Here is an 11,950-nt window from a genome sequence, read left to right as displayed (position 1 = left end):
CGCGTGGCCTAGGCGCCGGCCACCCGGACCTCCGACACCACCTGGCGCACCAGTACGCGCAGCGCCTCGCGGTCCACCGTCGCCGGGTCGTCGGCCAGCCACTCGCCGATCTCCCGCACGAACTGCTCCGGCGTCATCGGCGGCACGTCGAAGTCCAGGTCGTCGTCGCAGGTGACCTCGCCGGCGCGGGACGGGTACACGATCAGGGCGCCGCGGATCTCCAGCCAGGGGAGGAGTTCTGCGAAGCGTTCCACGCCGTCGAGGAGTTGGGTGCCGCCGCCTCGGAACGGGTGGCCGTTGCGCCAGAGTTCGCCGTCCTCGTCGCAGTAGTAGTGGCCGGGTAGCCACGACTTCGACTCGATCAGGACCAGGCGGCGGCCGCAGAGCAGGGCGTGGTCGATGTCGGTGAAGACCGAGCCCGGCCAGGCCAGGCCGTGGAAGATGCGCACTCCCGGTAGCTGCGTCAGGTACTCGGTGAGCAGGCCGGCGGTCAGCCTTTCGCGTCTGTTTTCACCCGGACGGCCGAAGATGGTGTTCCCGTCGTACTCGCCGGCGAACGCCCGTTCGGCTCTTGCCAGGGCTGTGTAGCGGCGGACCAGTCGGAACGCTCCGTAACCGGCGCCCGCCACCAGGGGGAGCCAGACGGCGAGCAGCAGCGGGGACAGGGGCATGGCCAGCGGGAGGAGCAGGACGAACCAGCCGCCGATCGCCGCCGCTGCCGGGGCGTGGCCCAGGCCCGTCGCGGGGACGTAGCGGACTCGGGCGCCCAGGTCGATCCTGTTCCACCAGTCCATCGAGCCGAGGTCGACTCGGGGGCGCGGTGCCGTGTAGTTCGGGTCGTCGCCGAAGTCGCGCAGCTTGCCCGTGTGGCCTGTTCGGCGAGGTCGCGGGCGTGCTGCCGGACGTGCGGCAGGGGGTGCCACGCGCACCGGGCGGTCGTAGTCGGCCCGGCGGACCGGGTCCTTCAGCGTCTCGTAGGCCTCCTGGAGCAGGCGGAAGCCGCCAGACGTCCCACCCGCGTCGGGGTGCATGACCTTGGCGAGAGAGCGGTAGGCCGACTTGATCTCCGAGGCACTGGCGCCCCGGCTGACACCGAGCAACTCGTAGTAGTCGATCCCTGGCACGACACCGTCCAGTCCGAGGTTGATGGACGAACCTTATTGGGTCCAACACTTTCGCAGGGCATACGGCCCGCGATTCGCCGACTAGTGTGAGTGGTGCGGTGGCGATGGGGCCTGTAGCGCAGTGGTCGACGCGCCCTCCGGAGCGGAGGGAGAACGCCGGTTCGAATCCGGCCGGTCCCGCTCAGCATCCTTCCCGCACTCCCTCGTACGGACGGGGTCTGTCCGCGGTTCAACTCGGTCCTTTGTGGACTGGACGACCCGTGTGGAAAGCGCTCTTCACTGGCGCCGTCTGCCCCAGAAGTCCCGGTCGCGCAACTCGGCGGCCGAGTTGCCGGGACGGCCGGCTTGTCGGAGCCTTCCGCACATGGCTACCTGTGACGTCTGTGGCAACGAGTACTGGATGGCCTTCGAGGTGCGCACCGTCGGCGGTGGCGTGCACACGTTCGACAGCTTCGAGTGCGCGATCCAACGGCTCGCGCCGCGCTGCGAGCACTGCGACTGCCGGGTGATCGGGCACGGTGTGGAGGTGGAGGGCCAGTTCTTCTGCTGTGCGCACTGCGCGCGGATCGGCTCGTCCGATCTGGGCTCCCAGATCCGCGACACCGTCGGCGCCCATCCCGGTTAACGCAGCACGAGGTCGAGGCTCAGGGGCACGGGCGGCGGAAGCACGTCCGTGCCCGCACGGAACGATTCCAGCAGGTAGGCGACGAGCCGCCGTGACGCGGCCATCGCCATCTCGACCGGTACGCCCGTGAGTCCGGCGTTGGCCATGAGAACGAGCGTCAGGTCGTGCGGTGAGAAGTCGGCGCGCAGTTCGCCGCTGTCCTTGGCCCGTTGCACCAACGCCGCGAAGTTTCGCCACGTCCGTTCTCGCGCCTCGGACTGCATGTCGGGGAACGACGCGATGAACGCGGCGGTGAACCCGCGGTCGCACGTCTGCAGCAGGCACACCTTCTCGATCACCGTGCTGAAGCCGCGCCACGGGTCGGGGTCCGCGAGCGCCTCCTCGATGACGGACTGGCACACCGCGAACTGCTCGGTGAAAGCCTCCAGCACCAGTGCTTCCTTGGTGGGGAAGCGGCGGTACAGCGTGGCGACGCCGACATCCGCACGACGGGCGATCGCGGCCATCGGCACTTCCAGCCCGCGCTCGGCGAACAGTTCCCGTGCGACGGCCAGCACCCGTGCGCGGTTCTCGCGCGCGTCGGCGCGCATCTGAGACGGTTCCGCAGTCACTTCTTCTCACTTCGCGCCAAGTGGAGGGGGTTCTCCACTTACCAGACTACGGTCGGACGCATGAACTTCAGGGCGCCACTCGTCGGCCGCGTCAACAGGTGGATCGTCGGACTGCGCGACGTTCCGCTCGTCGGGAAGCTCGTGCGCAAGGGCATCACCGTCGTGACCTACACAGGGCGCAAATCGGGCCGTACGTTCTCCACGCCCGTTGGCTACCAACGCAAAGGTGACGTCGTCGACATCAAGGTGATGATGCCGGACGCCAAGACCTGGTGGCGCAACTTCAACGGCGAGGGCGGCCTTCTCACGCTTGAGCTCGATGGCACCGAACGCACCGGACACGCGACATCGCACCGTGACGACAAAGGTCGTGTCACGGTGCGAGTGCAGCTGTAGAACGTCAGGCGGCCAACGAAGCCAGGCGTCGGCGCTCCAGGAACGCGGCCACCAGGTAGGCACCGCCGCCCAGCGCGGCCAGCACGCCGAAGATCCCTGGTGAGGGCACGAACAACGCCGCCGCCGCGATCAGCGCGAGCCACGTGCCGAGGTTGTAGTGCAGGGCGTTGCGGCGGACGGCGCCCTCGGCGATGTAGATCAGGCCGACCACGATGCTCGACCCCGCAGGCCACAGCACGGTCTGCAGCTGGGGTTGCTCGAACACCGTGCTCAGGCCCGTGATCGCCAACGCCAGCGCGGCGAAACCGGTGATCCAGGCCGTGCCGACGAGCCTTTCCGCTCGTCGCCGGGCCTCGGGTGCGCCGCGCTGGGCCCGCAGCGACGAGGTCATGGCGAAGACCGTGCCGGCGGCGAGGCCGGCGCCGAGCAACGCGACCGGCAGCCAGCCCGGCATCAGGACCGCGCCGGAGCGGGAGAGCAGGGAGGCGCCGTGCCCGAGGACGTAGGCGAACGCGAACCCCAGGTAGGCGGCGCGGTTGTCGACCTCGTCGGCGGGGACGGCGATCGCGGTGCGGATGGCGGTGGCGTTCACGGCGGGGACCTCCATGTCGGATGAGCCGGGTGTCGGATGAGCGAGGTGATCAGGCGTGGTGCGAGAACGGAGAGCTGCGAGGAGCGGCGGATCGCCGCGCGCTGGTCGGCCAGGCCGTGCAGGCCCAGCCACAACGTCAGGGCGTCCGCTGCGGGCTCGGCGCGGACCGAGTCGGTGAGAACCGTCGTGAACAGCCTCAACGCCGGTCCGGAGAAGTCGGCCGCACCGAACAGGACGCGGTAGCGACGCGGGTGCGCGAGGGCGAAGTCCAGGTAGGCGACACCCGCGGCGTAGGCGTCGGCCGCACCGAGAACGGCGGCTTCGAGCTCCTGGAACGCCTGGTCGCACACGGCCTGCAAGATCGCCGCGGGATCGGGGAAGTGCTGGTAGATCGACGAGGTCGGCACACCCGCCTCGCGGGACACGGCTCGCAGCGTCACGGCGAGGGCGGAGTCGACCAGGGCGGTCGCCGCCGCCACGACGGCCTGGCGGCAGCCGGGCCTGCTCACGGCTCCGGGACGATGACGACCTTGCCGAGAACGGTGCGCGACTCCGCCAGCGCCAGCGCGGAGGCGGCCTGCGACAACGGGATGCGCGCGGCGATCTGCGGCGTCAGCGCGCCGGTGCCGACCAGGCGCAGCACCTGCGTGAGGTCGTCGCGCAGCCGGGCGCGGAACGCGGTGAGGCGGAAGCGCTTGCCGGCCCAGAAGTTGTAGAAGCCCGCGCCCTTGCCGTTGGGCAGGTGGTTCCACAGCGCCAGGCGTGCGAACAGCAGCAGCACCGGCAGCATCGCGTTGCCGGGCTCGTCCTTCGTCGCGGCGGTGCCGTAGTTGACCAGCGTGCCGCCGCGGCGCAGCAGCTTCCAGGACTCCTTCAGGCCGGCGCCACCGACGTGGTCGAACACCGCGTCGACGCCGTCGGGCGCGATCTCGCGGATCTTGGCGTACATGTCCGGGTCGCGGTAGTCGACGGGGATCGCGCCGAGCGCGCGCACCGCGTCGTGGTGGCGGGCGGAGGCCGTGCCGATCACCTTGATCCCGGCGTGCCTGGCCAGCTGCACCAGGGTCGAGCCGACGCCGCCGTTGGCACCCAGCACGACGATCGTGTCGCCGCGCTTCACCTTCGCCGTGCGGTACATCATCTGCCAGGCCGTGACGCCGTTGACCACGACCGTTTCCGCGGCGGCGGCGTCGACACCGTCCGGCACCGGCACCAGGTCGGCCGCCTCGACGACCAGGTGGCTGGCCCACGCGCCGACCTTGGTGACGACGGCGAACCGGTGCAGCTCCAGCGCCCGGTCCACACCGGGTCCGACGGCGACGACCGTGCCTACCAGGTCGTAGCCGGGCACGAACGGGAACGCGGGCTGGTCGTAGTACTTGCCCAGGCGCATCTGCTGCTCGGCGAACGAGACGCCGGTGGCCTCCATGCGCAGGACGACCTGGCCTTCTCCCGGCGCGGGCAGGTCCCTGACCTGCACCTGGAGGCCCTCGGGCTCGACCAGGCCCGGCAGGACGACCTCGGTGGCGCGGGTGGTGGCGGTGGTGGCGTTCATGGTCTGGCTCCTCGGGTTCCGGTTGTGCTTACGACCATAAGCTAACGCTCGTAAGTATAAGTACGCAAGGCCTAACACCCATAAACTTTCAGGTGTATGGTTACGACCGTGACGAACACGGAGCCGCGCAGGCGCAACCGCAGGGGTGAAGGCGGGAAACTGCGAGAAGAGATCATCGCCGCGGCCGTCGCGCTGCTGGACGAGGGCGGCGACGAACGCGCGGTCACGCTGCGCTCGGTCGCGCGCAAGGCGGGGATCGCGGCGCCGTCGATCTACGCGCACTTCGCGGACCAGCCGTCGATCATGCTGGCCGTGGTGCGGCAGGAGATGGACGCGCTCGCGGCCGCACTGCGCGAGGCCGACGAGGCCGCGGGCCGGGACTCGCGCGCACGGCTCTTCGCGGTGTGCAACGCCTACCTGGACTTCGCCAGGCTGCACCCGCAGCGCTACCGGATCATGTTCGGCGGCCTGTGGACGCCGTCGGCCGAGGACACCTCGATCACCGACGCCGACCTCGAGTCACTGGGCCTGGAGGCGTTCACGCTGCTCGCCGACGTGCTCGGCGCGTGCGTCGAAGAAGGGATCGCGCACGCCAGCGAAGACCTCTACGGCGACGCGGTGGCGTTGTGGCTGGGGCTGCACGGCCTCGCCCACCAGCGGGCGGTGGTGCGCAAGATGCCAGGACCAGACGACGTGGGGAACCGGCTGATCAGGGCACTTGCGCACCTCAAGTGACGGCTACGGGGCCTCGAAGAGGGTCGACACCGACTCGCCGACGTTGATCCGCCGCATCGCCTCGGCCATCGCCGGCGCGATCGACAGCACCTCCAGCTTCGGTACGGACTTCTCCGGCGGGATCGGCACGGTGTTCGTCGCGACGATCTCCAGCACGTCGTCGAACGCCTGCAGGCGGTCCAGCGCCCCGGACGAGAACAGGCCGTGCGTGCAGGCGACGCGGATCGAGCACGCGCCCCGTTCCCGCAGCTTGTCCAGCAGCTCGATCACCGTCGAACCCTTGGCGATCTCGTCGTCCAGGACGATCACGTCCCGGCCGGCCACGTCGCCGATCACGGTCGAGATCTGCACCTTGTCGTCGGCGAACCGCTGCTTGGCCCCGGCCGCGACCGGCAGGCCGAGGATCCGCGCGAAGTGCGCGGCCTCCTTGGCGTTGCCCAGGTCCGGCGACACCACGACGGTGTTCGACAGGTCGTACCGCGAGAAGTGCGCGGCCAGTTCGCGCAGTGCGTGGAGGTGGTCGACGGGCACCGAGAAGAACCCGTGCACCTGCGGTGAGTGCAACGTCATCGCCAGCACGCGTGACGCGCCGGCGGCGACCATCAGGTCGGCGACCAGCCGTCCGCCGATGGAGATCCGCGGCGCGTCCTTCTTGTCCGACCGGGCGTAGGCGTAGTGCGGCAGCACGACCGTCGTGCGCGCCGCGGAGGCGCCACGGGCGGCGTCGAGCATCAGCAGGAGTTCGACGAGGTGTTCCTGCACCGGCGGTACCAGCGGCTGGATCAGGAACACGTCCCGCTCACGGCAGTTCGCCTGCAGCTGCACCTCGAGGCAGTCGTTGGCGAACCGGGTCAGGCGGCTCGGGGACAGGTCGACCCCGAGATGGCCGCAGATCTCGGCAGCGAGTGTGGGATGGGCAGAACCACTGAAGACAGCGATGTCACGCACATCGACGAACTTAGTCGACGGTCAGCACCAGCTTGCCGTCCTGGAAGAACGGCGTCAGGTTTCCGCGCGTGTCGACCGTGTGCGTGCCGCGCGGCAGAACGACCTCGATGGCCGTGAACGCGATGATGTCCGAGACGCCGTGACGGCCGCGCAACGACCGTTGGCCCTGGAACCGCAGAGCGCGACCCTCGCGGCGGTACTGGTGGGCTTCAGCGGCAGTGGAGGCGCCTGCACGCAGCGCCTCCGGGCCTACCAGGCGTCCCGAGGACGCACTGCGCACGGCGACTCCGAAACCCTGCCCGACCAACGAGCTCACCACCGCGTCGGACGGGGCCACCGGTACGAGGAAGGACATCGCGTAGTGGCCGTCGACCTCGTGCACCGCGACCGTCCTCGCCGTGGTCAGCACGGTGTCGTGCAGCTCCAGTGCGATCTTCTCCGCTTCCCAGCGGTTTTCATGGCCGGCGTCGATGCCGACGAAGGTGCTGGTCACCTGACCTCCACTTGCGCGGCTCCTGGTGTGGCCGCCCGCGGTTCGAACCCCGCATGGTGCCAGCGCGGCTCGTAGGATCGCTCGACCTTCGCATGTGGCGTCGGCAACGTCGTGCGCGGCAGATTTGTTGTGTCGACAACGATGTCTGCTTCGGGCACGGTTGATCCTCCACACGGCAGGTCCGGGTCCGTGGAGGCTAGACCGATCGGGTGAGGCTCAGGTAGCCGCTGAATGGCTGGAAGTGGAACGGTTCAGATCGGGAGCAGGTCGAGCCAGTCCAGGAACGGCAGCGCGCCGGTTCCCTGCAGCGCCGCGAGCCCCAGCCACACCGACAGGATCGTCACGATCGGCCCGACGATCGCCATCTCGACCACGCCACCGGTCTTCATCCGCATGATCTTCGGCGGCGCCACCGGGAACCAGGTCTTGCCCATGATCGGGACGGGCCACAGGATCGGGCAGCCCTGCTCGGTGATCGCGTCGCCGAGGTAGTGCGCGAAGCAGCCGACACCGACCGCGATCCCGCACGCCGCGGCGGACGCGTTGGTCTGCGCCGTCCACGCGATCATCGCCCAGGTGATCCCCGCGGAGACCGCGGTGATCAGCAACGCGTCCTGCTTGGGGCACCAGTCGTTCATGATGCCGCGCACCGCGAGACCGGCGAACACGAACATCAGGACCGGCAGCGCCCACTTCTGGCTGTTCTGCACGACCGCGGTGGTGAAGATGGCGGCGAACAGCGCGAAGACGAGCGTGTGCGTGAGACCGCGGTGCCCGCCGTCCCGCTTGGAGTCCTTCTTCGTCCTCGTCGTCCGGTAGACGAAGCCGCTCAGCGCGTTGATGCCCGCGGACAGGCCGCTGCTCAGCGCTCCGAACGTGCGCGAGATGGTCGAACCGGGGTGGTCGAGGTCCGGCAGGAGTGCCGCTCCGGTGGCCAGAACCGCGCCGACGGCCCAGCTCTGCGGTGTGAGCTGGCCGATCGGATGACTCGACGCGAAGGCGGTGACGGCGCTCCAGGCGAGCAGCCCGCTCATCGCATGTGTTGGCCCAGTTGACACTTACTCCCCTTCTGGTGATCACCCGATCGGTGAGAACAGTAGTCGTTCGGTATCAAGCAGCGGCGGAGCAACTCCATATCCCCGGACAACTGATTTCCGATGAATGGAGCACGGACATGGCGAAGGTGTGGCTGATCACCGGCAGTTCCCGCGGCCTCGGCCGCAGGACCGCCGAGGCGGTGCTCGCCGCAGGGCACCGGCTCGTCGCGACCGCCCGCGACCCGCGCGATCTCGACGACCTCGTCTCCCGACACGGCGACCGGGTCAGATCTGTTGCACTCGACGTGCGTGACTTCGAGCATGCGAAGGCGGCCGTCGCGACCGCCGTGCGCGAGTTCGGCCGGCTCGACGTCGTCGTGAACAACGCGGGCGCGGGCCGCGTCACGTCGATCGAGGAGTGCTCGGAGGCCGACTTCCGCGACCAGCTGGAGATCAACCTCATGGGCGTCGTCAACGTCACCAAGGCCGCGCTGCCGGTGCTGCGCAAACAGCGGTCCGGTCACTTCCTGCAGATCGGCTCCACCGCCGGTCACACGGCGTTCGGCGGCGGGCTCGCGCCGTACGTGATGGCCAAGTTCGCGCTGCGCGGCTTCACCGAGTCGCTGGCCGCCGAGTGCGCGCCGTTCGGCGTCAAGGCGACGATCGTCGAGCTCGGCGGCTTCCAGACGGACTGGACCGGCCCTTCCCTGGTGGTGACCGAGCCGGGGCAGGACTACGTTCCGTCTGTCGGGGTACTGCTCGACATGATGCGCGGCGCGCACGGCCACATGCCCGGTGATCCGGCGAAGGCCGCGCGTGTCCTGCTCGACCTGGTAGCCATGGACGAGCCGCCGTTGTCCCTTCTGCTGGGCAGTGACGCGGTGGATATGGTGCGTCTGGCAGACCAGGCACGGAATGCGGAAATCGACAAGTGGGAACACGTGAGCCGGTCGACCGACCGCGAGCCTGAATCGGTGTAACCAGGGTCGCAGGCACGGGTGGACGGTTTACCAGTACGCTTGTCTTGCTTGCATCGTCGCGAGAGGAGCGCCCGGAGTTATGGGCAAGATCAAGGTTCAGGGCACCGTCGTCGAGCTCGACGGCGACGAGATGACCCGGATCATCTGGCAGTTCATCAAGGACAAGCTGATCCACCCGTACCTGGACGTCACTCTGGAGTACTACGACCTGGGCATCGAGCACCGGGACGCCACGGACGACCAGGTCACGATCGACGCCGCCAACGCCATCAAGAAGCACGGCGTCGGCGTCAAGTGCGCCACGATCACGCCGGACGAGGCGCGCGTCGAGGAGTTCGGCCTCAAGAAGATGTGGGTCTCGCCGAACGGCACGATCCGCAACATCCTCGGCGGTGTCGTCTTCCGCGAGCCGATCATCATCTCGAACGTGCCGCGTCTCGTGCCCGGCTGGACCAAGCCGATCATCATCGGCCGTCACGCGCACGGTGACCAGTACAAGGCCACCAACTTCAAGGTGCCCGGCGCTGGCAAGCTCACGATCACGTTCCAGCCGGAGGACGGCTCGGACCCGATCGAGCACGTCGTCACCGAGTTCCCGGCGGAGGGCGGTGTGGCGATGGGCATGTACAACTACAACAAGTCCATTGAGGACTTCGCCCGCGCCTCGTTCTCCTACGGCCTGCAGCGGGGCTACCCCGTCTACATGTCGACGAAGAACACGATCCTGAAGGCCTACGACGGCCAGTTCAAGGACATCTTCCAGCGCGTGTTCGAGGAGGAGTTCAAGGCGGAGTTCGACGCCAAGGGCCTCACCTACGAGCACCGCCTGATCGACGACATGGTCGCCGCCGCGATGAAGTGGGAGGGCGGCTACGTCTGGGCGTGCAAGAACTACGACGGTGACGTCCAGTCCGACACGGTCGCGCAGGGCTTCGGCTCGCTCGGCCTGATGACGTCGGTCCTGATGACGCCGGACGGCAAGACGGTCGAGGCCGAGGCCGCGCACGGCACCGTGACGCGCCACTTCCGCCAGCACCAGGCCGGCAAGCCGACGTCGACGAACCCGATCGCGTCCATCTTCGCGTGGACCCGCGGCCTCATGCACCGCGGCAAGCTGGACAACACCCCCGAGGTGATCCGCTTCGCCGAGGCGCTCGAGTCCGTCGTCATCGAGACGGTCGAGGCCGGTCAGATGACCAAGGACCTGGCCCTGCTGATCAGCAAGGACCAGGCCTGGCTGACCACCGAGGACTTCCTCGCCGCGCTCGACGAGAACCTCAAGAAGAAGATGGCGTCCTTCTGACGTCCGTCCTCTGAGAAAGGCCATCCCGGTCACACCGGGGTGGCCTTTTCTCTTGCGCGTCACCCGGTCGGTTCCTCTTGCGGGTGGTTGCCGCGCCTCGCCGTCCGCGCACGTCTTCCAACCGCTATATCTGCTGGTTGAAGCGGTTCGCGGTACGGGGAGGCGTCATGTTCGGTGTGCCGGTCAGGGGACTGATCGTGATCGCGGTGCTGGGCGTCGCGGGGGTGATGTACGCGGCGACCGGCGGCAACCCGATGGACAGCGCCAAGGCCGACGAGATCTGCAAGATCACGGTGACCGCGGACGTCCTCAACGTCCGCTCGGGCCCCGGCGACATGCAGCCGATCGTCGCCACGATGCCGCGCGACGCCGTGACCGAGGCACTGCCCCGCGTCGAGGACGGCTACCGCATGCTGGGCGAGCGCCGGTGGGTGAGCCGGCAGTTCACGGCGCTGACCAGCGACTCGACCTGCAAGTAAACTCGGGCGCATGCTGCGCAACATGTTCCGGTGGGGCAGGGCCAAGGGCGTCACCCAGTGCTCCTGCGACCCCGAGTGGCAGGGTCTCTACACGGAGATCGACGGCCGGCGCCAGCTCGCCCTGCCCCGCGACGAGATGGCGACCCTCGTCGGCTACCTGGACCTGACCGCGCACTGCGCCGGCTGCGGCGCCGAGTACCCGAAGCCCTGGGGCCTGGCCTCCCAGTAGGCTCCCCGGTCGTGCTCACGATCTCCACGGTCAACGTCAACGGTCTGCGCGCTGCCGCGAAGAAGGGCTACCTCTCGTGGCTCGCCTCGTCCTCGGCGGACGTCGTGTGCCTGCAGGAGGTCCGCGCCGAGCCTTCCGAACTGGCCGCGGACGTGCACTCGCCTTCTGGTTGGCACGGCGTGTACGCGCCTTCGTCGTTGAAGGGCCGTGCGGGCGTGGGCGTGCTCTCGCGCGTTGAGCCTTCGTCGGTGCGCATCGGCTTCGGTGCCGCGGAGTTCGAGGCGAGCGGCCGGTACGTGGAGATCGAGCTGCCCGGCGTCGTGGTGGCGTCGTTGTACCTGCCGTCCGGCGATGTCGGGACTCCCCGGCAGGACGAGAAGGACCGGTTCATGGCGGCCTTCCTGCCCTACCTCGTGTCGTTGCGGGAGAAGGCGGCCGTGTCCGGCCGTGAGGTCGTCGTGTGCGGTGACTGGAACATCGCGCACCAGCAGGCCGACCTGAAGAACTGGCGCACCAACCAGAAGGAGTCCGGGTTCCTGCCCTATGAGCGGGAGTGGATGACCTCGGTGTTCTCGTCCGGGTACCACGACGTGGTGCGGTCTCTGCACCCTGATGTGGCTGGGCCTTACTCGTGGTGGTCGTACCGGGGGAAGGCTTTCGACAACGACTCCGGGTGGAGGATCGACTACCAGGTCGCCACCAGCGGGTTGGCTGAGCGGGCTCAGTCGGCCGTGGTGGAGCGGGCGGCGACGTATGCCGAGCGCTGGTCGGACCACGCCCCTGTGACGGTCGTGTACTCGGACTGACCGATAGCCCGGGATCAGGCACAATCATGCCCGAGGA

General features: G+C 68.7%; 16 protein-coding genes and 1 tRNA gene. 9 read left to right on the top strand and 8 right to left on the bottom strand.

What is annotated here, in order from left to right; translation table 11 throughout:
- Nucleotides 1–8 precede the first annotated feature (8 nt).
- Nucleotides 9–1,124, bottom strand: a complete 1,116-nt coding sequence (locus VM306_RS23485) for a J domain-containing protein (protein ID WP_325518632.1) — start codon at nt 1,122–1,124, stop codon at nt 9–11.
- A 106-nt stretch (nt 1,125–1,230) separates the two neighbouring features.
- Between VM306_RS23485 and VM306_RS23480 the strand changes: the two genes are divergently transcribed.
- Both VM306_RS23480 and VM306_RS23475 read left to right on the top strand, forming a co-directional pair.
- Nucleotides 1,231–1,304: transfer RNA gene (locus tag VM306_RS23480), tRNA-OTHER, on the top strand.
- A 184-nt stretch (nt 1,305–1,488) separates the two neighbouring features.
- A complete protein-coding gene (locus VM306_RS23475) occupies nt 1,489–1,749 on the top strand; it encodes a Prokaryotic metallothionein (RefSeq protein WP_325518630.1) in 261 nt (86 codons plus the stop codon).
- Here the strand turns inward: VM306_RS23475 and VM306_RS23470 are convergent.
- Complete coding sequence (locus tag VM306_RS23470; RefSeq protein WP_325518628.1) at nt 1,746–2,339, bottom strand: helix-turn-helix domain-containing protein; 594 nt, start codon at nt 2,337–2,339, stop codon at nt 1,746–1,748. The two genes, VM306_RS23475 and VM306_RS23470, sit on opposite strands and share 4 nt — an antisense overlap.
- 81 nt (nt 2,340–2,420) lie before the next feature.
- Here VM306_RS23470 and VM306_RS23465 point away from each other — a divergent pair, with 81 nt between their 5' ends.
- Complete coding sequence (locus tag VM306_RS23465; RefSeq protein WP_325518626.1) at nt 2,421–2,756, top strand: nitroreductase/quinone reductase family protein; 336 nt, start codon at nt 2,421–2,423, stop codon at nt 2,754–2,756.
- 4 nt (nt 2,757–2,760) lie between these two features.
- On the opposite strand, the gene VM306_RS23460 is transcribed toward VM306_RS23465, so the two are convergent.
- Genes VM306_RS23460 through VM306_RS23450 form a run of 3 tightly spaced genes read right to left on the bottom strand, consistent with a single transcriptional unit; the run spans nt 2,761 to nt 4,903 of the window.
- Complete coding sequence (locus tag VM306_RS23460) at nt 2,761–3,348, bottom strand: ABC transporter permease (RefSeq protein ID WP_325518624.1); 588 nt, start codon at nt 3,346–3,348, stop codon at nt 2,761–2,763.
- Nucleotides 3,345–3,857 (bottom strand): TetR/AcrR family transcriptional regulator, encoded by a 513-nt coding sequence (locus tag VM306_RS23455; protein WP_325518622.1) that lies wholly within the window; start codon nt 3,855–3,857, stop codon nt 3,345–3,347. Before VM306_RS23455 ends, VM306_RS23460 begins: the two co-directional genes overlap by 4 nt.
- Nucleotides 3,854–4,903 carry a medium chain dehydrogenase/reductase family protein gene (locus VM306_RS23450; protein WP_325518620.1) on the bottom strand — a complete coding sequence of 350 codons (1,050 nt, stop codon included), beginning with the start codon at nt 4,901–4,903 and terminating at the stop codon, nt 3,854–3,856. Before VM306_RS23450 ends, VM306_RS23455 begins: the two co-directional genes overlap by 4 nt.
- Before the next feature lie 108 nt (nt 4,904–5,011).
- On the opposite strand from VM306_RS23450, the gene VM306_RS23445 reads away from it, so the two are divergent.
- Complete coding sequence (locus VM306_RS23445) at nt 5,012–5,638, top strand: TetR/AcrR family transcriptional regulator (RefSeq protein WP_325518618.1); 627 nt, start codon at nt 5,012–5,014, stop codon at nt 5,636–5,638.
- 3 nt (nt 5,639–5,641) lie between these two features.
- On the opposite strand, the gene VM306_RS23440 is transcribed toward VM306_RS23445, so the two are convergent.
- From VM306_RS23440 to VM306_RS23430, 3 genes are all read right to left on the bottom strand, one after another.
- A complete protein-coding gene (locus tag VM306_RS23440; RefSeq protein ID WP_325518616.1) occupies nt 5,642–6,586 on the bottom strand; it encodes a ribose-phosphate pyrophosphokinase in 945 nt (314 codons plus the stop codon).
- A gap of 10 nt (nt 6,587–6,596) precedes the next feature.
- Nucleotides 6,597–7,079 carry a hypothetical protein gene (locus tag VM306_RS23435; protein WP_325518614.1) on the bottom strand — a complete coding sequence of 161 codons (483 nt, stop codon included), beginning with the start codon at nt 7,077–7,079 and terminating at the stop codon, nt 6,597–6,599.
- Between the two features lie 251 nt (nt 7,080–7,330).
- Complete coding sequence (locus VM306_RS23430; protein ID WP_325518612.1) at nt 7,331–8,137, bottom strand: metal-dependent hydrolase; 807 nt, start codon at nt 8,135–8,137, stop codon at nt 7,331–7,333.
- A gap of 14 nt (nt 8,138–8,151) precedes the next feature.
- Between VM306_RS23430 and VM306_RS23425 the strand changes: the two genes are divergently transcribed.
- From VM306_RS23425 to VM306_RS23405, 5 genes are all read left to right on the top strand, one after another.
- On the top strand, nt 8,152–9,096 hold the full coding sequence (locus VM306_RS23425) for an SDR family NAD(P)-dependent oxidoreductase (protein WP_325518610.1): 945 nt from the start codon (nt 8,152–8,154) through the stop codon (nt 9,094–9,096).
- A 79-nt stretch (nt 9,097–9,175) separates the two neighbouring features.
- Complete coding sequence (locus VM306_RS23420) at nt 9,176–10,399, top strand: NADP-dependent isocitrate dehydrogenase (RefSeq protein ID WP_325518608.1); 1,224 nt, start codon at nt 9,176–9,178, stop codon at nt 10,397–10,399.
- A 167-nt stretch (nt 10,400–10,566) separates the two neighbouring features.
- Nucleotides 10,567–10,878, top strand: coding sequence for an SH3 domain-containing protein (locus VM306_RS23415; protein WP_325518606.1), 312 nt, complete (start codon nt 10,567–10,569; stop codon nt 10,876–10,878).
- Between the two features lie 10 nt (nt 10,879–10,888).
- Nucleotides 10,889–11,107, top strand: a complete 219-nt coding sequence (locus tag VM306_RS23410) for a hypothetical protein (RefSeq protein ID WP_325518604.1) — start codon at nt 10,889–10,891, stop codon at nt 11,105–11,107.
- 11 nt (nt 11,108–11,118) lie between these two features.
- Nucleotides 11,119–11,913 carry an exodeoxyribonuclease III gene (locus VM306_RS23405; RefSeq protein WP_325518602.1) on the top strand — a complete coding sequence of 265 codons (795 nt, stop codon included), beginning with the start codon at nt 11,119–11,121 and terminating at the stop codon, nt 11,911–11,913.
- The last annotated feature ends 37 nt before the right edge of the window (nt 11,914–11,950 follow it).

It is taken from the genome of Lentzea sp., from assembly GCF_035525475.1.
GTDB lineage: Bacteria > Actinomycetota > Actinomycetes > Mycobacteriales > Pseudonocardiaceae > Lentzea.
Note: the sequence above shows the minus strand (reverse complement) of the source record. Positions and strands in the feature narration are given on the sequence as shown.